Origin of the sequence: Streptomyces sp. S186 (assembly GCF_051603415.1) — a bacterium.
Classification (GTDB): domain Bacteria; phylum Actinomycetota; class Actinomycetes; order Streptomycetales; family Streptomycetaceae; genus Streptomyces.
In genome coordinates this window covers 7,006,281-7,023,505 of sequence record NZ_CP193932.1, presented here as the reverse complement: position 1 = coordinate 7,023,505, position 17,225 = coordinate 7,006,281, and the positions used below count along the sequence as shown (strand labels likewise).

The 17,225-nt window shown below is 75.5% G+C and carries 12 protein-coding genes and 1 pseudogene; 2 read left to right on the top strand and 11 right to left on the bottom strand.

The window, feature by feature from the left end; translation table 11 throughout:
- Positions 1 to 70 precede the first annotated feature (70 nt).
- The 4 genes and pseudogenes from ACRAS8_RS30270 to ACRAS8_RS30255 all read right to left on the bottom strand — a co-directional run bounded on the left by ACRAS8_RS30270 (position 71) and on the right by ACRAS8_RS30255 (position 4,473).
- Positions 71 to 933 (bottom strand): annotated as a pseudogene (locus tag ACRAS8_RS30270) (alpha/beta fold hydrolase).
- Positions 934 to 1,023: 90 nt separating this feature from the next.
- Entirely contained in the window at positions 1,024 to 1,437 is a 414-nt protein-coding gene (locus ACRAS8_RS30265; protein ID WP_438489163.1) for a DUF742 domain-containing protein, read from the bottom strand.
- Between the two features lie 31 nt (positions 1,438 to 1,468).
- Complete coding sequence (locus tag ACRAS8_RS30260; protein WP_438489162.1) at positions 1,469 to 1,894, bottom strand: roadblock/LC7 domain-containing protein; 426 nt, start codon at positions 1,892 to 1,894, stop codon at positions 1,469 to 1,471.
- On the bottom strand, positions 1,891 to 4,473 hold the full coding sequence (locus ACRAS8_RS30255) for a nitrate- and nitrite sensing domain-containing protein (protein WP_438489161.1): 2,583 nt from the start codon (positions 4,471 to 4,473) through the stop codon (positions 1,891 to 1,893). The genes ACRAS8_RS30260 and ACRAS8_RS30255 overlap by 4 nt, the downstream gene beginning before the upstream one ends.
- 376 nt (positions 4,474 to 4,849) lie before the next feature.
- On the opposite strand from ACRAS8_RS30255, the gene ACRAS8_RS30250 reads away from it, so the two are divergent.
- On the top strand, positions 4,850 to 5,233 hold the full coding sequence (locus ACRAS8_RS30250) for a hypothetical protein (RefSeq protein WP_438489160.1): 384 nt from the start codon (positions 4,850 to 4,852) through the stop codon (positions 5,231 to 5,233).
- A 246-nt stretch (positions 5,234 to 5,479) separates the two neighbouring features.
- The gene (locus tag ACRAS8_RS30245; protein WP_438489159.1) at positions 5,480 to 6,283 is read left to right on the top strand and encodes an IclR family transcriptional regulator; all 804 of its coding nucleotides are present in this window, start codon (positions 5,480 to 5,482) and stop codon (positions 6,281 to 6,283) included.
- A gap of 53 nt (positions 6,284 to 6,336) precedes the next feature.
- Here the strand turns inward: ACRAS8_RS30245 and ACRAS8_RS30240 are convergent, their stop codons facing one another.
- The 7 genes from ACRAS8_RS30240 to ACRAS8_RS30210 form a co-directional block, all read right to left on the bottom strand.
- Complete coding sequence (locus ACRAS8_RS30240) at positions 6,337 to 11,010, bottom strand: hypothetical protein (protein ID WP_438489158.1); 4,674 nt, start codon at positions 11,008 to 11,010, stop codon at positions 6,337 to 6,339.
- A gap of 58 nt (positions 11,011 to 11,068) precedes the next feature.
- Positions 11,069 to 12,016 carry a hypothetical protein gene (locus tag ACRAS8_RS30235; protein ID WP_438489157.1) on the bottom strand — a complete coding sequence of 316 codons (948 nt, stop codon included), beginning with the start codon at positions 12,014 to 12,016 and terminating at the stop codon, positions 11,069 to 11,071.
- Between the two features lie 91 nt (positions 12,017 to 12,107).
- Positions 12,108 to 13,646 carry a hypothetical protein gene (locus ACRAS8_RS30230; RefSeq protein WP_438489156.1) on the bottom strand — a complete coding sequence of 513 codons (1,539 nt, stop codon included), beginning with the start codon at positions 13,644 to 13,646 and terminating at the stop codon, positions 12,108 to 12,110.
- A gap of 132 nt (positions 13,647 to 13,778) precedes the next feature.
- A complete protein-coding gene (pcp, locus tag ACRAS8_RS30225) occupies positions 13,779 to 14,465 on the bottom strand; it encodes a pyroglutamyl-peptidase I (protein WP_438489155.1) in 687 nt (228 codons plus the stop codon).
- Between the two features lie 23 nt (positions 14,466 to 14,488).
- Positions 14,489 to 15,457 carry a DUF979 domain-containing protein gene (locus tag ACRAS8_RS30220; protein ID WP_438489154.1) on the bottom strand — a complete coding sequence of 323 codons (969 nt, stop codon included), beginning with the start codon at positions 15,455 to 15,457 and terminating at the stop codon, positions 14,489 to 14,491.
- Positions 15,454 to 16,164, bottom strand: coding sequence for a DUF969 domain-containing protein (locus ACRAS8_RS30215; protein ID WP_438489153.1), 711 nt, complete (start codon positions 16,162 to 16,164; stop codon positions 15,454 to 15,456). Before ACRAS8_RS30215 ends, ACRAS8_RS30220 begins: the two co-directional genes overlap by 4 nt.
- 190 nt (positions 16,165 to 16,354) lie before the next feature.
- Positions 16,355 to 17,098, bottom strand: coding sequence for a GntR family transcriptional regulator (locus tag ACRAS8_RS30210; RefSeq protein WP_438489152.1), 744 nt, complete (start codon positions 17,096 to 17,098; stop codon positions 16,355 to 16,357).
- Positions 17,099 to 17,225: the final 127 nt, after the last annotated feature.

The window sequence follows — 17,225 nt, the reverse complement described above, 5'->3', positions numbered from 1 at the left end:
CGGTCGGATCGGGCGGGGCCGCGGGGGCCAAGGCCGCCAACCGTCCCAAAAGGGCCGTGCGGCGGGCGGATCAGGCCGGCCGGTGGGCGGCGAGGTGGTCGAGGATCTTCGGTACGACCAGGGCCGGGACCTCTTCGGGCAGCCAGTGACTGGCGCCCTCCAGGGCCTCGAAGGTGTAGGGGCCGTCCACCCACTCCCCCGTCGACTCGGCGGCGGTGCGGCCCAGGGCGGTGTCCTCGCTGCCCCACAGGAAGAGGGTGGGCACCGCGATCCGGCCGGCGGGGACGGAGATCACCGCCTCGGGGGCGCGGTACCAGTTCAGGACCGCGGTCAGCGCGCCGGGTTCGGCGAGCCGCCGGACGTTGTCCTCGACCAGGTCGGCGGGCACCTTGCCGCCGTAGACGGCGCGCAGCCGGGCCGCGTCGTCGGCGAGCAGGGCGGACTCGGCGGCACCGTCGGGGCGGCGGAAGAAGCGGACGTAGTCCAGCCGGTGGTGCTGTTCGGGGTCGCCTGCGGCGGCGCGGTTGAGCGCCTCGGGGTGCGGGGTGGCGAGGACGGTCAGCGAGGCCAGCCGCTCGGGGTGGGCGCCGGCCAGTGCCCAGGCGACCAGGCCGCCCCAGTCGTGGGAGACGAGGTGGAAGCGGCCCGCGCCCTGGGCGTCGGCGAAGGCGAGGGCGTCGGCGACGAGTTCGGGGACGGCGTAGTCGGCGATCCGGGGCGGGCGTCCGGGGAGTAGCCGCGCTGGTCGACGGCGACCGCGCGGTATCCGGCGGCGCCCAGGGCGGGCAGCACCGCGCGCCAGGAGTCGGCGAACTCGGGCCAGCCGTGCAGCAGCAGGACGGCCTCGCCGTCGGCCGGTCCGCAGGCCAGGGCGTCGAAGGTGTGGGGGCCTGCGGTGATCCGCAGGCGTTCGAGGGGGGTGGCGTCGGCCATGGGGGGCTCCTGGGTTCGGGGGCCGCCCGCCCGTCGGGCGTGGGGCGGGGCGGGCGGCCGGGTGGTGCGTGGCGGCGTCCGGCCCGGACGTCACAGCGCGCGGAGGCCGTCGATGACCTCGCGCAGCACGTCCTCGTCGGGCAGTTCGGCCGGCGGCACCGGGCGGGTGACGTGGACCAGCCCGGCGTCCAGCAGATCGCCGATGAGGACCCGGACCACGCCGACCGGCAGGTCGAACTCGGCCGCCAGCTCGGCGACCGACTGCGGCGCCTCCCGGCACAGCTCGACGATGTCCACCTGCTCCGGGGCCAGCGTCTGGTCGGTGATCGGCTCCTCGGCGCGGCTCTCGGCGATCACCAGGGCGATCAGGTCCAGCCGCCCCTCGGCGGCCGTCCGGGTGCGCCCGCGCGTCATCGCGTACGGGCGGACGACAGGGCCCGCGTCGTCGTCGAACCACCGGGCCGGCTGCCGTTCCGGTGCCGGCCGGCCCTCCTGATCGGTCATGGCGTCACCGTAGTCGTACTCGGCCGGCAGGTCAGGACCGGGGCGCGGTGCCCAGGTGCGTGCCGACGCGCTTGACGAGCAGGGTCATCTCGTAGGCGACCAGCCCGACGTCGGAGTCGGCGTCGGCGAGGACCGCCAGGCAGCTGCCGTCGCCGGCGGCGCTGACGAAGAGGAACGCGTCGTCCAGCTCGACCAGGGTCTGCCGGACCCGGCCGGCGTCGAAGTGCCGGCCGACGCCCTTGGCGAGGCTGTGGAAGCCGGAGGCGACCGCGGCCAGGTGCTCGCTGTCCTCGCGCGTGAGGTCCTTGGAGGCGCCGGTGGCCAGGCCGTCACTGGAGAGGACCAGGGCCTTGCGGATGCTGCCGACCCGCTCGACCAGCTCGTCCAGGAGCCAGTTCAGTTCGCCCGATCCGTGCGGCGGGACTGTGGTGGAAGCGGATGCCTTCGGTGCGGTCATGGACCGTCCTCTCCCGATGTGGTTCGTGGTGCGGTTGCTCCCCCGGGGGCGCCGTCTGCGGTGCCCGGGTCCGGGGGTGTGGGGGCGTGCGGGGCTCGGTCGTTCTCCCGGCGGCCGCGCTGCCAGCCGCGCTGGAGCGAGGCCATCCGGGCCCGGACCGCCTCGGCGTCCCGGTCGTCGGCGGCCGGTGCGGCGGGGCGGTCCGGCGGGGTCTCGGCGCCCGGGTCGGTCCTGAGCTGCGGGGCGAGGCTGGCCTGGCGCACCCGGCGGGGCAGGCCCTTGGGGGTGGTGGCCGGGGCGGGGGTGCCGTCGGCCGGGGGCTCGTCGGGGGTGTGCCGCGCGGTGGCCGGCGGTTCGGCGGGCTGCGGGCGCTCCTGCCGGCTGTCGTCGTCCGGGGTCCGGGCGCCGTCCACGGTCCGGCCGTGGTCGGAGACCAGGACCGGTGTACGGGGGCGGCGGGGCAGCGGGGTGAGGCCGCCGGTCGGCGCCTGGTCGCCGGCCTGTTGGTGCTGTTCGCCGACGGGGACGGCGCGCCCGGGTGCGGTCCTGGGGCCGTCGAGGGCGTCGCTCCGGGTGCGCCTGGGCAGCGGCACCGGTACCTGGGCGAGCGGGTCGAGGCCGGCGTCCTCGGCCGTCTCATCGCCGGTGTCGGCGGCGGCCGGTACGGCGGGGCGGGCGCCCTCGGCCGCGTCGGTGAGCAGCTCGCCGGGGATGAGGACCACGGCCGTGGTGCCGCCGTACGGCGAGGGCTGGAGGGAGACCCGGACGCCCTGCCGCTGGGCGAGCCGGCTGACGACGAAGAGACCGAGCCGGTCGGTGTCGGACAGTTCGAACTCGGCCGTCTCGGCGAGCCGGAGGTTGGCGTCCAGCAGCTGGTCGGGAGCCATGCCCAGGCCGCGGTCGTGGATCTCCAGGGTGTAGCCGTTGGAGACCCGCTCGCCGAGCACCTGGACGGCGGTGTGCGGCGGGGAGAAGACGGTGGCGTTCTCCAGGAGTTCGGCGATCAGGTGGGTGAGGTCCGAGACCGCGGGGCCGTCCACCGCGAGCCGGGGCAGCCGGCGGACCTCGATGCGCTCGTAGTCCTCGACCTCGGCGACCGCCGCGCGCACCACGTCCATCAGCTGGACGGGCTTGCGCCACTGCCGGGAGGGGGCGGCGCCGGAGAGGATGACCAGGCCCTCGGCGTGCCGCCGCATACGGGTCGTCATGTGGTCGAGCCGGAACAGGTCGGCGAGTTCGTCGGTGTCCTCGGTGCGCCGCTCCATGGCGTCCAGGAGGGTCAGCTGGCGGTGCAGCAGGACCTGGTTGCGGCGGGCGAGGTTGACGAAGACCTCGGAGACGCCGCGGCGCATGTCGGCCTGTTTGACGGCGGCCTCGACGGCGGCCCGCTGAAGGGTGTTGAGCGCCTGCCCGACCTGGCCCGTCTCGTCCGGGCCGAACTCCAGCCGGGGCGCCTCGGTCTCCACGTCGACCTGCTCGCCGGCGGCCAGCCGGCGCATCACGCTCGGCAGCCGCACGCCGGAGACCTCGTGGGCGGTCTTGCGGAGCCGGGTCAGGTCCCGGACGTGCCGGCGGCCGATGCGCAGCGAGACGACGACCGAGACCAGCAGTGCGGCGAAGCCGAGCACGCCGGTGGCGACGGCCTTGACGACGATGCGGGTGGCGATCGGCTCGACCCGCTGCTGGTAGCGGTCGCCGGCCTCCCGGCCCAGCCGGGCGAGGTCGCCGAGGACCTTCTCCGCGGCGGTGTTCCAGCGGTCGGCGTTGACCGCGCGGGCGGCGTCCGCGGGGTCGGCCGCGATCACCTTGTCCTCGTAGGAGGTGAGTTCGCGGGCGGCGGCGGAGTGCCAGTAGTCCTCGTAGGCGCCGCGGTCGGTGGTGGGCAGCAGGGAGAGGTTGGTGCTGTAGAGGATGCGGCGCTCGGCGATCCGGTCGGAGAGGGCGCGCTGGTCGTGCTTGCTGATGCTGCCGGAGGCGAGGACCGCGGACATCAGGGCGTCCTCGCGGGAGAACGCCTCGCGGGCGCGGCTGAGGTTGACCAGCGCGCGGCCCTGCTTGTCCATCTCGACGTTCTCCAGGGCGTGGAGGGCGGCGAGCAGGTCGTAGCCGGGGTCGGCCAGGGCGTCGTAGGACTCCATGGCCTCGTCGCGGCCGATCCGGTTGTCCTCGACCTGGGCGCGCAGGGCGTCCAGGCCGTCGAGGCCCTTGACGAGGTCGTCGACCCGGCGGGCGGCCGAGCCGGCCAGGTCCTGGCGGATCTCCTGGATGTCGACGTCGTCGTGGAGCCGGGTCACGGCGTCGTCGGTGGCCCGGGTCTGGCCGCGGAGTTCGGTGAGCGCGTTGGCGCCGCGGCGGTCGGCGAGGTAGAGCAGGCTCTGCCGGCGTTCGCGCTGGAGGGCCTGGATGACGTCCTCGACCGGGTAGCCGAGGTTGCGGACGACGGTGCCGACGTCGAGGAGCTGGTTGGCCTCGCGTCCGGTGACGTAGGTCGTGACGCTCCACATCACCGTCAGGGACACCAGCGGCACGAGCAGCAGCGCCACGATCTTCCGGCGGACCGACCTCCCGCGAAAGCGCATGGCCTCCCCTACGTCGCCCCCGGCGTGCGGGGTTGGTGTTCCGTCAACAGCGGCGCGAGCCTACTACTGTCGGGGGAACGAGCCGAGGCCCGGCGGCGCGGCGGGCGGCGCCGGCGGGGCGGGATCGTCATGAGATGTCCGGCGATGCCCGGACGGCCGGCGGGCGAGTGTGGCTATGGCCACCCGGGGGGGGGCGCGCAGGCGGTCGACCCCGGTCCGGGTGCGTCGGCGCACCCCGGTGTGGGGCGCCGGAGACGGATGCGGGGTGGACAGGAGCCCCTCCCGTGTGGCATGTATCCGGTGAAACCCGGGCAGCCGACGAGGAGTCGGACAGCCCGGGTGGGACACGGGGAGAGTGCGGGGAGTGTGTGACGCGATGAACGGCGGCAGGCGCCCCTTGTGGCAGGAGGAGACGCGGGTCCGGCGCAGGATGGCCGAGCCGGTCCGCACGGCCGCGGTCCGCGCCGTGATCATCGTGGCGGTCACCCTGATCCAGGCGATGGTGGCCTTCCTGTGCACCCTGGCGGGGTCCTGGTACGCCTTCCCCGCGGTGCTGTGCACGGTCGCCAGCACCGTCGTCGCCACCTGGGCGGTGCTGGACGTCTGGGTGACGCGCCAGGTCTGGGTGCAGCGGCACGGGGTGCGGTCCGAACCGAGCAGTACCGCCCGGGAGTTGCGGCGGGAGCGCCGGGAGGCGCGCCGCCGGGAGCGGCGGCGGCCGCCGGAGGAACCGTCCCGGACGGACCGCGCGGCGGCCTGACGGGCGGGCCGCGGCGCGCGCGGGGCGAACGGCGCGCAGGGCGAACGGCGCGGTGCGCGGCGGGCGTTCGGCGTGGCAGCCGTCTCGCTGCTCGCTATCATGACGTTGTGAATCGTGCATCGCATGGCACGATGCGCAACACAATCCACGTCGCAGAATCCAAGCCGGGGAGCGCCCCGCCAAGGGCTTTCCGGAGAACGGCCCCAGGACGGGCCCCCGGCGCAACGGGGGGTAAGGCAAAGAGCCATGGCGAAGACGACAGACGCGGCGGAGGAGCCCGCCGAGGAGCGGCGCGGGGCGGGTTCCGTCCAGTCCGTGGACCGCGCGGTGAGCGTACTGGAGAGCCTGGCCCGGCTGGGCGAGGCCGGGGTCACCGAACTCGCCGGTGAACTGGGCGTGCACAAGTCGACGGCGTTCCGGATCCTGGGCGTGCTGGAGAGCCGCGGCCTGGTGGAGCAGGAGAAGGAGCGCGGCAAGTACTTCCTGGGCGCCGGGGTGCTGCGGCTGGCCGGCGCGGCCGCGATCCGGCTGGACATCTCGCAGGAGGGCCAGCCGGTGTGCCGGGCGCTGGCCGACGAGACCGGCGAGACCGCCAACATCGCGGTGCTGGACGGCGATGCCGCGGTCAACATCATGCAGGCCCGGGGCTCCGCCGCGGTCACCGCCTTCAACTGGCTGGGCCGCCGCACCCCGCTGCACGCCACCGCCAGCGGCAAGGTCCTGCTGGCCCACCTGCCCCGGGAACGCCGGGAGGCACTGCTGGGCCGCACGCTGCCGCGGTTCACCGACGGCACGCTGACCGCCCCGGCTGCCGTGCGGGAGCAGCTGGCGGCCGTCCATGGCGACGGCTTCGCCCGCACCGCCGAGGAGTTCGAGACCGGGCTGAACGCCGTCGCGGCGCCGGTGCGCTCCTACGACGGCACGGTGATCGGCGCCATCGGGGTCTCCGGGCCCGCCTACCGGATGGCCCCGGAGCGCCTCCCGGAACTGGCAAAGGCGGCGGTGCAGGCCGCGGCCGAACTCTCCCGCCGCATGGGCTACGGCGGCTGAACCCGGCGCGGCGATCGGCGCGGTGGGGCCGCCGGCGCGGACGGGCGGCCCGCTCAGCCGTCGGCCGGCTCCGGCCCCGCCGGCTCCTCCGGACGCCGGTACATCCGCGTCGCGGTGATCTGCCCGTGTACCGGCTCGCCGGACGGGTCCGGCTGCGGCAGGCCGGGACGCAGATGCTCCTCGACGCTGATGTACTTCAGGCCCGCCCGCAGGTCCGCGTCGTTGCGCAGCCGGATCACCAGCGGGAACTCCGCGAGCGCCGTGGTGTCGAACAGGCCGGTGGTGTAGAGGAGTTGGACGCCCAGGGCGTCGGCGACGGCGCGCTGGAGCTCCAGCAGATAGGTGGCGTTGGCGCGGCCGATGGGGTTGTCGAGGAACAGTGTGCCGGCGTGCCGCTGCTTGTCGCGGCCCCGGTCGTTGCTGCGCAGGGCCGCCATCGTGCAGTACAGGGCGATGGCGGCGGTCAGCAGCTGGCCGCCGGAGAAGACGTCGCCCATCTGCCCGACGGGGACCCGCTCGGCCCGCAGCACCGCGTCCGGCTTGAGGATCTCCACGGCCACCCCGCGCGGCTGGAGCGCGGCGTGCACCCCGCGCAGCAGCAGGGACATGCCGTCCCGGCGCAGGTCGCTGTTCTTCCTGACCGCCGCGCGGGTCGCCTCGTCGATGACCTCCCCGAGCCGCTCGGTGAGCGTGGCCTGGTCCGGATCCTCGAAGCGGATCCGCAGGAACTCCTGGCCGGACCACTCCCCCAGCCCCTCGGGCAGCCGGGAGAGCCGCTGGGCCGAGCGCAGCGTCGTCAGCGAGGACTCCACCAGCCCGCGGAGCCGGTCGACGATGGAGTCGCGGTTGCGCTCCAGCTGCGCCAGCTCGTCGGTGAGCACCCGCAGGCGGGGCGCGAACGCCTCCGCCCACTTGGCGGCGTGGTCCGGCAGCGCCGCGGCGGGCAGCTCGCGGATCTGCTGCCGGGCGGGGGTGCGCACCTGCTCGTAGCGGGTGGCGTTGGCGTGCCGGACGAGGACGTCGGAGGCGTCCCGGACGGCGGACTCGGCGGCCGAGAGGTCGGCGGCGCAGCCGCGCAGCGAGCGGCGGGACTCCGCGGCGGCCTGCCGGGCCTCGGCCGGACCGCCGGCGTACGGCTCGATCGGCGCCTCCGCGCCTTCCGCCCCCCTTTCGGCGTCCGGGTGGTCCCGCAGCAGATCGCGCAGCAGGGCGGCGGTCTCGTCGAAGCCGCCGGCCGCGTCCTCGGCGGCGCGGTGCGCGCGCAGCAGCTCCTCGTGCCCGGCGCGGGCGGCCTCCAGGGCCTCGGTGGCGGTGGCGAGTTCGGCGTTGGCGGTGCGCAGCAGTTCCTTGGCCCGGTCGGCGTCGGCGGGCACCAGCTCCTCGGGCAGCTCGGTGTGCGCCTCGCCGCCGGTGGGCGCCAGCCGCTCCGCCTCGCCGCGGAGCCGGCCGAGCTGCTCGCTGGCGGCCGAGGCGCGGGTCTCCAGCATCTGCACCATCGACTCGGCGCGGGCCGCGGCGGCCTGACGGGACGGGCCGTCGGCCGCGTCCGGGCTCTGAAGCAGCTGCTCGGCGCGGGTGCGGACCTTGTTGGTGAGGCGGTTCAGCTCGGCCAGGGCGGCGGACTCGTCGCCCTCGGCGCGGGCCTGCTCGGCGCGCAGGTCGGCGCCGACGCCGACCTTCTCGTAGAGCTGGGAGGCGGCGCGGTACGCCTCGCGGAGCGCGGGCAGCGAGGCGGCCGGCTCCTCCGGGGCTTCGCCGAGATCGTCGGGGACGCCGGCGATCTCGGCACGCTCGGCGCGCAGCGCGCGGGCGGTGCGGCGGGCGTCGTCGGCGGCCCGCTGGGCGGCCCGGCGGTCCTCGTCCGCGGCCCGGGCACGGTCCACGCACTCCTCCGCGCGGGCCTCGAACTCCACGGCCTCGTCGGCGAGTTCGCGCATCCGGGACTGCCAGCCGGCGCGCTCGCGGAGCCGGTGGGCGAGGCCGGCGAGCAGGTCGGCGGCGCGCCGGGCGCGCTGCGCGGCCTCCTGCCGCTCGTCGCGCACCCGGGTGGCCTCGCCGGCGGCCTCGTCGGCGTCGGCGCGGGCCGTACGGGCCTCGGCCAGCTCGGCGGCGGCCTCCTCGGCGGCGGTCCGGGCGGCCTGCGCGGCCTCGGCGAGCTCGGTGAGCCGGCCGGCCGGGCAGCCGGCGCGCCAGGAGCCGAGCCGGGCGGCGAGCGCGCGGTCCCCGGCGAGGCGGGCGGCCAGCGACCGGATCTCCTCGTCGCGCTCGGCGGCGCGGGCGCGCAGCGCGCGGCGCTCCTCGTCGGCGGCGGACTCGTCGTGCATGGCCGGATTCGGCGGAACGAGAAAGACGCCGGAGTCGTCCGCGCCGGGGCCCGGGGTGGGGGCGAGCAGCGCGGCGGCGGTGCCCACCGCGACGGCGGAACGGGGCAGCAGCGCGGCCTGGGCGAGGACCTCGCGGGCCCGGGCGTGGGTGTCGGGGTCGGTGATGATCACGCCGTCGACCAGCTCGGGGCGGGCGGACAGCACCCGGGCGTGGTCGGCCGGGTCGACGGACTGGGCCAGATAGCGCCAGCCGGGCAGCGCGGGGACGCCGTGCTCGCCCAGATACTCGACCGCCGCCAGCACGTCGGGGCCGGGCGGCAGCAGGCCGCCGTCGCCCAGCGCGCCCAGGATCCGGGAGTCGTCGGCGGCGGCCGTCCGCAGGTCGAACAGCTGGCGCTCGGCGGCCGCGACGCCCTCCTCCAGCAGCTCGTGCAGGGCGTCGGCGCTGCGGTCCAGCTCCTCGGCGGAGAGCGGGGCGGCGGGGCGGCGCGGGGCGGCGACCGGGGCGCCGTCGGCCGTACGGGGGCCGGGCAGGGCGACGGCCGACGCCTCGGGAAGGCCGAGGAGTTCGACGAGCCGCTGCTCGGCGCCGATCGACTCGGCGGCCCGGCGCTCGGCGTCGTGAGCGCGCTCGGCGGCCTGGGCGGCGTCCTCGGCGCGGGCCGCGGCGAGTTCGGCGGCGGAGTGCCGGGCGGCGGTCTCGCGGGCCCGGTCGGTGGCCTGGCGGGCGGCCTCGCGGGCCGCGTCCCATGCCTCGACGGCGGTCTTCTCGGCGTCGGAGGCGGCGAGCGCGGCGCGGGCCGGGTCGGCGTCGGGTGCGGTGTCGTCGAGCCAGCCGGCCCGGACCGCCTCCGCGGTCTCCTCGGCGACCTCGGCGAGCCGCTGCTTGAGGTGGTCGGCCTCACTGCGGGCCCGCTGGGCGTGGGTGGCGGCGGCGGTGGCGTCGCGGTGCGCGGACTCGCCGGCCTCCTGGAGGGCGGCGGAGCGCTCCTCCTCCTCGTTGGCGAGGCGTTCGCCGGCCTCGGCGGCGCTGTGCAGGGCGCGCACCAGGTCGGCGGCGGCGGTGGCGCGGGCGGCGAGCGCCGGGGCGGCGTCCCGCTCGGCCTCGCGGATGGCGGCGGCGACCCGCGCGGAGCGGTCGGCGGCGGCGCGGTGCCGCAGCGCGGTCTCGGCGGCCTGCCAGGCGCTGTGCAGGGTGCGGGCGTCGTTGAGCTCACGGCGCTGGGCGGCGGCGCCCTTCTCGGCGGCGGTCAGCGCCAACGAGGCGTGGCGGTAGGCGAGTTCGGCGGAGACCAGGGCGCGGCGCTCGCGGCCGCGCTCGGCTTCGGTGACGCGGTGCGCGGCGGCGGCGACCGCCTCGGCCAGCTCGGCGGCCCGGCCGCGCTCCTCGGTGCCGCGGGCGTGCAGCCGCTGGGCCAGGCCGCGGGTGCGGCGCTCGGCGCCGGCGTGCACCTCGCGGGCCCGTTCGCGGGCCTCGGCTGCCTCGGCGATCCTGGAGAGCAGGTCCAGCGAGCCGGCGGTGAAGTCGCGTTCGGCGGTCAGCTCGGCGCGGCGGCCGAGCTTGTGGGCGAAGCCGTGGACGAGGTCGGCGAGGCCGTCGGTGTCCCGGGTGTCGGTGACCGCGCGCAGCAGCAGGTCGGTGAAGTCGGAGTCGTTCTTGACCGCGAAGAGGCCGGCCGCCTCGCCCTCGTCGGCGTTCATCTCCCGCTGGTAGCGGAAGAGTTCGGGGTCCAGGCCGAGGTCGCCGAGGTGTTCGTTCCAGCGCTCGTGGACCTCCTCCCAGACCACGTCGAGGTTGGGGTAGTTCTTGCCCGCCTCGGTGAGGGCGTCGCGGAAGCCCTTCATCGTGCGGCGGCGGCCGTGGGCGCCGGAGCTGCCCTCGCCCTGCTCCGTCCGGGGGCGGACGAGGGTGGCCTCGGCTACGGGGAGGGAGTCCAGGCTCATCCCGGGGCCGGGCCGGAAGCTGTACCACGCCTCGGCGAACTTGCGGGGGTCGTTGGAGACCTGGCGGCCGCGCCATTCGCTGACCTTGCCGACCACGACGGACTCGCCGGTGACGACGTGCTGCCATTCCAGGGCGACATGGCCGCAGTCGTCGGCCAGCAGGAACTTGCGGAGCACGCCGGAGCTGGCGCCGCCGAGGGTGTTGCGGTGGCCCGGCAGCATGACCGAGAAGATCAGCTTGAGCAGGACGGACTTGCCGCCGCCGTTCTCCAGGAAGAGCACGCCGGCGGGGGCCGGGCGGCGCGGCGGGCCGACCGGTTCGTCCTCGAAGAAGTCCGCCTGGGCGGGGGCCGGCTGCGGCACCGGCGCGCCGACTCCGCGCAGGTCCAGGACGGTGTCGGCGTAGCGCGCACCGGCGGGCCCGATGGAGTAGAGGCGGACCCGGGACAGCTCGTACATGGCGGACTCTCGTTGGTGTGTGGGCGGTTCGGTGGTCGGGGTGGGCGGCGGCGGGCGGTCAGCCGGAGTGGAACGGCAGGCCGGCCTCGGCGACCAGGTCGAGGTCGTCGGAGTCCTCGCCGGGCAGCAGGGAGGCGCTGCCGTCGGAGACCGGCACGATGCCCAGCTCCAGCAGCTCGGCCATGGCGGCGGTGCCGGCCATGTCGCGGACCTGGAGCTGATAGCGGGCGGTGGTGCGGTAGGCGCCGCCGGCGTCGTCGCCGGTGCGCTGGAGGAAGCCGGAGTCGACGAGGAAGGTGACGGCCTTGGCGATGATGCCGGTGGTCGAACCGGCCAGCCGCCGGGCGTCCTTGGTGGCGCCGGTGGCGCTGCGCCGCGCGTAGACCCGCCAGGCGGACTCCAGGCCGGGGGCGTCGGTGGCCGGGTCGGTGTTCTCGCCGTCCTGCGCGGCGCGCTCCTCCAGGCGGCGGCACGCCTGCCGGACGTAGGCGTCGACGCCGTTGACGGTGATCCGGCCGATGTAGCCGTCGTCGGCGAGGTCCTCGGGGCGGGGGAAGGACATGGCGGCGACGGCGAGATGGGCCAGGCCGTGCAGGAAGCGGTCGGCGGAGTCGGCGGAGGCGCGGCGGGCGTAGTCGCCCATCCGGACCGCGAAGACGGAGTCCTCGGCGGCGGTGACGGCCATCCCGGCGCGGGTGGAGACCTCCAGGACGACCAGCCCGAGGCCGGAGGCGACGGCGTCGGCGAGCCGGGCGAAGGCGGGCTCGTCGCGATACCGGCGGAGCAGGTCGGCGTAGGCGGCGTCGCGGGCCGGCAGCAGCTTGGGCTGGAGGCCGAAGGCGACCAGCCGGGCGGCGTCGGCGGCGTCGGCAGGGGTGACCCCCGCGGGGGCGGCCGTCGCGACCGGAGTCGGCTCGGGGGCGTCGGCCGGCGCGCCCCAGGCCGCCTCGCCGGTGCCCGGCTCCGGGTCGGGCCGCGGCGCCTCGTCGGCGTCGTACTGGGTCACGGGTGGAGCTCCTTGCGGGGGACGGTCGGGGGTATCTCGTAGCGCGGCGGCGGTGCGGCCGCTATCAGGTGGCGGGGGTGCGCGGTGGGCATCAGGCCACCTCCGAGCGGTCGGCGGCCATACCGGCCGCGTCCAGCAGGGCGGTGCCGACGATGAGGTCGGCGCCGCCGAACTCGGGGTCGACCAGCTCGGTGCCGTCGTCGACGGCGAAGAGCAGGTGCTGCTCGCCCTGGCGGTAGGCGGTGCCGACCGGGGGGCTGGCGGCGTGCACCGCCAACAGGGCGACCAGGTACGGGAGTTCGGGGTCGCTGCGGCGGGCCTCGGCGAGCAGGCCGGAGAGCCGGCGGGGGGCGTCGGCGGGCAGGTCGAGCAGGGCCGTCGCGGCGTCCAGCTGGGCCTCGCTGAAGCGGCTGTCGTCGGGCGTGGCCACCAGGTCGGGCTCGGGCATCTCGGCACCGAGATGCTCGCGCTCCGCGGGCGGGGTGAGCAGCACCTCGACGAGGTCGCCGACCCGGACGGCGGTGGGGGTGCGCAGGCCGGTGCCGTGGGCGAAGAAGGCGTCGGTGACGAGGGTGGCCTGCTCGACGGGGAGCGGGAGGAGGGGGGCGACGAGCTGGCCGTGGAGGTCGAGGCCGGTGCGGGCGGCGGGGGCGGCGAACGCCTGGCGGTCCTGCTCGGCGCGGAAGAGCGGGCCGGCCTCCAGGAGCCGGGACTGGAGCTGGGTGTGGCGGCGGATGCAGTCCTTGACGATGTCGACCAGCTCGGCGGCGCGCCGCTTGTGCTCGCCGGTGCGGGCGTCGACGGCCTCGGCCTCGTCGCGGGCCTTGCGGATGTTGGTGAGGATGGCGTTCTCGTGGCGGTAGCGGTCCGCGACGTGGTCCAGCGCCTCGTTGATCATGTCGGGGACGGTGTGCAGCCAGTCGACCGAGCGGACGTTGCGCCGGGTGGCCTCCAGGGTCCTGCGGAGGGTCTCGGCGTACTGGACGGTGCGGTAGCGGGCCTGCTCGGCGGCGAGCTGGGCGTCGGCCAGCCGGCCGCGGCTGATCAGCACCTCCAGCTTGACCTCGGCGGCGATCTGGGCGCTGGTGACGTCGGTGTCGAGGGCGCCGACGAGGACGTTGACCGCCTCGTCGGTGGCGCGGAGGTAGACGGTGCCGCCGGCGCCGGGGACCTCTTCGACGAGCTTGAAGTCGTAGTCGCGGCGGACGTAGGCGCCGTCCGTGGTGAAGGTGCCGTAGACGGCGCGGAAGCCGCGGTCGACGCTGCCGACGTTGATGAGGTTCTCCAGCACCCAGCGGGCCACCCGCTCGTGCTCCGCGGTGGGGCGGTCCGGGGCCTGGGCGGCGACCCGCGGGAGGACCTTGGCGACTATCTCCTCGTGGTCGGCGCCGGTGTCGAAGTCCATGTTGAGGGTGACCAGGTCGATGACGGCGAGCGCCACCTCCGCCATGGCGTAGACGCCGTACTCGCCCGCGAGGTTGGCCTTGCGCGCGTCGAGGTCGTGCAGCGGCGCGGTGCACGCCAGCGCGCGCAGCCGGCGGGCCAGTCCTTCGTCGGCGGCCGGGCCCGGCGCGGGCCGGCCGGTGCCGTTGAGCTGGGGCGCGGCGGCGCCCGGGGCGGAAAAAGTCACGTCGCACAGCGTAGGCGCTGGCACTGACAACGGACGAAACGGCGCGGATCCGCTCATCGGTGGACCGCCACCGGATTGCCGGAGGAGCCCGCGGGCCGGTCGCCGCATCATTTTACCGGCGGCGCCGGCGGCTCAGTGCGTGGCCCCCTCGGCGACCCGCAGGTCGGCGCGGGTGCGGGCGGCGGTGGCGGCGATCGCGCGCAGCGCGGTGGCGGCCGCGTCGACCGGCAGCGACGGCCGGGCGCGGTCGGTGACCTGCTCGGGCGCGTAGGGGACGTGTACGAACCCGCCGCGCACATGGGGCAGTTCGGTGGCGATGAGGTGGGCGAGCCCGTAGAAGACGTGGTTGCAGACGAAGGTGCCGGCGGTGTTGGAGACCGAGGCCGGCAGGCCCGCGGCGCGGACGGCGGCCACGCACGCCTTGATCGGGAGGGTGGCGAAGTAGGCGGCGGGGCCGCCCGGCACGATGGGCTCGTCGATCGGTTCCGCGCCCGCGGAGTCGGGGATGCGGGCGTCGTCCACGTTGACGGCGACCCGTTCGACGGTGATGTCCGGGCGCCCGCCCGCCTGTCCGACACATACCACGATGTCCGGACTCATCTCGCCGATCGCCGTGCGCAGGGCGGTCATGGAGCCGCCGTAGACGCAGGGGAGTTCGACGGCGTGCAGGGCCAGCCCGTCGAGCGGTGCGGCCGCCGCGGCGCGCACCGCGCGCCAGGACGGATTGGTGGCCTCGCCGTCGAACGGCTCGAATCCGGTGAACAGGACCCGCGTGGCAGGGGCGGCAAGCGGGCCGTTCGGCGGGGTGGTGGAGGTCATGGGTCTCTCCCGGGGTGGGGCGGTCAGAACGCGAACAGCGCCATGATCACGATGTTGCAGCCCAGCAGGGCGCCGGCGGTCGGCAGTTGCGCCTTGATGGGCCCGTACTGGTCCTTCAGTTCCAGCAGCGCCGCCGGGACGATGTTGTAGTTGGCGGCCATCGGGGTCACCAGCGTCCCGCAGAAGCCGGCGAGCATGCCGAGGGCCAGGACGGCGGCCGGGTTGCCGTGGAAGTGGCCGACCAGGACGGGCCAGCCGACGGCCGCGGTCATCACGGGGAAGGCGGCGAAGGCGTTGCCCATGATGAGCGTGAAGGCGAACATGCCCACGCAGTAGACGACGACGGCGATGTAGAGCGAGTCCTTCGGAAGCAGCCCGGCGGCGAGCTTGCCGACCTGGCCGCCGACCCCGGAGACCTGGAAGATGGCGCCGAGCGTGGCCAGCATCTGCGGCAGCAGCATCGCCCAGCCCATCGTCTCCAGCATGGTGCGGCCGGACCGCACCGGCACCGAGACCCGCTTCTCGCGCAGCATCACCATGCCGACGACGAGCGCGGCGACCGCGCCGATACCGAGGCCCAGGATGGTCTCGCTGCCCTTCTGGAGGACCGGTTCGCCTCCGAGGGAGAGGTGTTTGACGCCGATGGCGCAGGCCATCGCGACGACCGGGATGGTCAGGGCCGGCACGAAGAGCCGGTTGCCGAGGCGGGCGGCACTGGCGGCGCGCTCCTCGGGGGTGGTGGTGCGCGGGGTGCCGCGCCCGGTGAAGCCGAAGCCGGCCAGCGCGGCCATCACGAGCACCGCGGCGCCCAGCGGTTCGGCCGGTGCCTGCTTGGTGACGACCCAGCTGCTGTAGATGAACCCGGCGCCGATCAGGCCCCAGAAGGCGCCGGTGCCCAGCCGCTTGGGATTGCTGCGGTCGGTGACCATCTGGGCGGCCATCACCAGGAAGCTGAGGCCGACGAGCCAGTAGAACCACTCTGCCTTGATCATCGGGCGGCCTCCGCTGCGGTGGTGGATCGGGCGCTGGCGGCGAGCAGTTCGCGCTCCAGGTGGCGGTCCAGGCGCAGCAGTCGCCAGCCGTGGACGACGAAGGCGCACAGCGCGGTGGGGATCGCCCACAGGGCCAGCTGGAGCGGTTCGAGGTGGGTCCCGTAGGTGGTGTTGACGAAGCCGGTGATCAGCAGGATCGAGCCGACGGCGAGGAAGACGTCCTCCCCGAAGAAGAGGCCGACGTTGTCCGCGCCGGCCGCGAACGAGCGGATCTTCTCCCGGGTCCGCTCGGGGAGCGGGCCGTGGCGGCGCTCGGCGGCGCCCTCCGCCATGGGGACGGCGAGCGGGCGGACGGTCTGGGCGTGGCCGAAGACGTTGGTCAGCCCGATGGCGGCACCGATCTGCCGCAGGCCCAGGTAGAGCGCGAGGAAGCGCCCGGTGGTGAGCCGGCCGAACCGGGCTATCAGGGCGCGGGCCTGCTCCTGGAGGCCGTAGCGCTCCAGCAGCCCGATGACCGGGAGGGTGATCGCGAAGATGGTCACCGCCCGGCTGCCGGCGAAGCCGTCGCCGAAGGCGGCCAGCACCTTCGCCGGCGAGAGCCCGCCGAGGAGTCCGGTGCCGATCCCGGCCGCCGCGACGACCAGCAGGGCATTGCGTTTCGTGGCGAAGCCGATCACGACCACGAGCACGCCGAGGAGGACGATCATGGATCCGCCTTCCGCGTACGGGTCCCCCGCGAGACGCGCGCGCCGCGGGCCGACGGGCAGGTCGACGGGCAAGGGGCACGGGGGAGCGTTGAGGAGTTGCTCAGGAATTGCTGCGGAGGCTATGCGATTGTTGAACGATCCGACAAGGGGTCGGCGACGACGAAACGGGCCCGGAGGTCAGTCCGATGCCCTAGCCCTCGGAGATGCGCTGGGCGTACGCCGCCGACAACTGGGCGCGGGAGTCCTCCAGATAGGCGCGCAGCAGCAGTTCGGCCGCGGCCGCGTCGCCGGCCAGGAGGGTCTCGGCGATCTGCCGGTTGCGGACGAGGTAGGGCGCGTAGAAGCGCCGCGGGTCGTCCATCACATGGAAGACCAGCCGGAGTTCGGCCAGCACGCCGCGCATCAGCTCGTCGGTGCGCGGACTGCCCGCCAGGGCCACGACGGACTGGTGGAAGCGGAGGTTGGCGGTCGACAGCTCGGCCCAGGCCCGCTCCGCGGCGGCCGCCTCGCCGGCCCGCACCGCCTCCTCGATCGCCGCCACCGACCGGGCGGTCGCGGCGTCGTAGGGGCCCTGGCCCAGTCCGCGCACCGCCGCGCACTCCACCAGCAGCCGCACCCGGAAGATGTCGTCGAGGTCCTCGACGGTCACCATCCGCACGAACACCCCGCGGTTGAGCCGGTGTTCCAGCAGCCGCTCGTGGGTGAGCAGCCGGAACGACTCGCGCAGGGTGTTGCGCGAGACGCCCAGCGCGCCGCCGATGCTCTCCTCCGACAGCCGCGCGCCGGGCGGGAAGTAGCCCTCGGTGATCCGGCCCCGCAGGATGTCGGCGACCCGTTCGGCCGTGCCGGCGCGGCCCAGCAGGGCGCGGTCCCCTTCCAGTTCCGCGACCTCGGCGAGCCGCCGCCGATCGTTCCCCGCCACTCCGCCGGCCATACCGCTGTCCGCTCCGTCCGCCGGGACGGACCGGCGAGGCCCGTCCCGCTGTGTTGTTCAGCTGTGTCGTTCTGCTGTGCTGTTCCTCTGTGCTGTCAGCCGAAGTCAATCCCAGATAACGGGACGG

Excerpts from the sequence above, each read along its gene's own strand:
- ACRAS8_RS30265 (WP_438489163.1), bottom strand. The coding sequence starts at position 1,437 with ATGACCGATCAGGAGGGCCGGCCGGCACCGGAACGGCAGCCGGCCCGG.
- ACRAS8_RS30260 (WP_438489162.1), bottom strand. The coding sequence starts at position 1,894 with ATGACCGCACCGAAGGCATCCGCTTCCACCACAGTCCCGCCGCACGGA.
- ACRAS8_RS30255 (WP_438489161.1), bottom strand. The coding sequence starts at position 4,473 with ATGCGCTTTCGCGGGAGGTCGGTCCGCCGGAAGATCGTGGCGCTGCTG.
- ACRAS8_RS30250 (WP_438489160.1), top strand. The coding sequence starts at position 4,850 with ATGAACGGCGGCAGGCGCCCCTTGTGGCAGGAGGAGACGCGGGTCCGG.
- ACRAS8_RS30245 (WP_438489159.1), top strand. The coding sequence starts at position 5,480 with ATGGCGAAGACGACAGACGCGGCGGAGGAGCCCGCCGAGGAGCGGCGC.
- ACRAS8_RS30240 (WP_438489158.1), bottom strand. The coding sequence starts at position 11,010 with ATGTACGAGCTGTCCCGGGTCCGCCTCTACTCCATCGGGCCCGCCGGT.
- pcp (WP_438489155.1), bottom strand. The coding sequence starts at position 14,465 with ATGACCTCCACCACCCCGCCGAACGGCCCGCTTGCCGCCCCTGCCACG.
- ACRAS8_RS30220 (WP_438489154.1), bottom strand. The coding sequence starts at position 15,457 with ATGATCAAGGCAGAGTGGTTCTACTGGCTCGTCGGCCTCAGCTTCCTG.
- ACRAS8_RS30215 (WP_438489153.1), bottom strand. The coding sequence starts at position 16,164 with ATGATCGTCCTCCTCGGCGTGCTCGTGGTCGTGATCGGCTTCGCCACG.
- ACRAS8_RS30210 (WP_438489152.1), bottom strand. The coding sequence starts at position 17,098 with ATGGCCGGCGGAGTGGCGGGGAACGATCGGCGGCGGCTCGCCGAGGTC.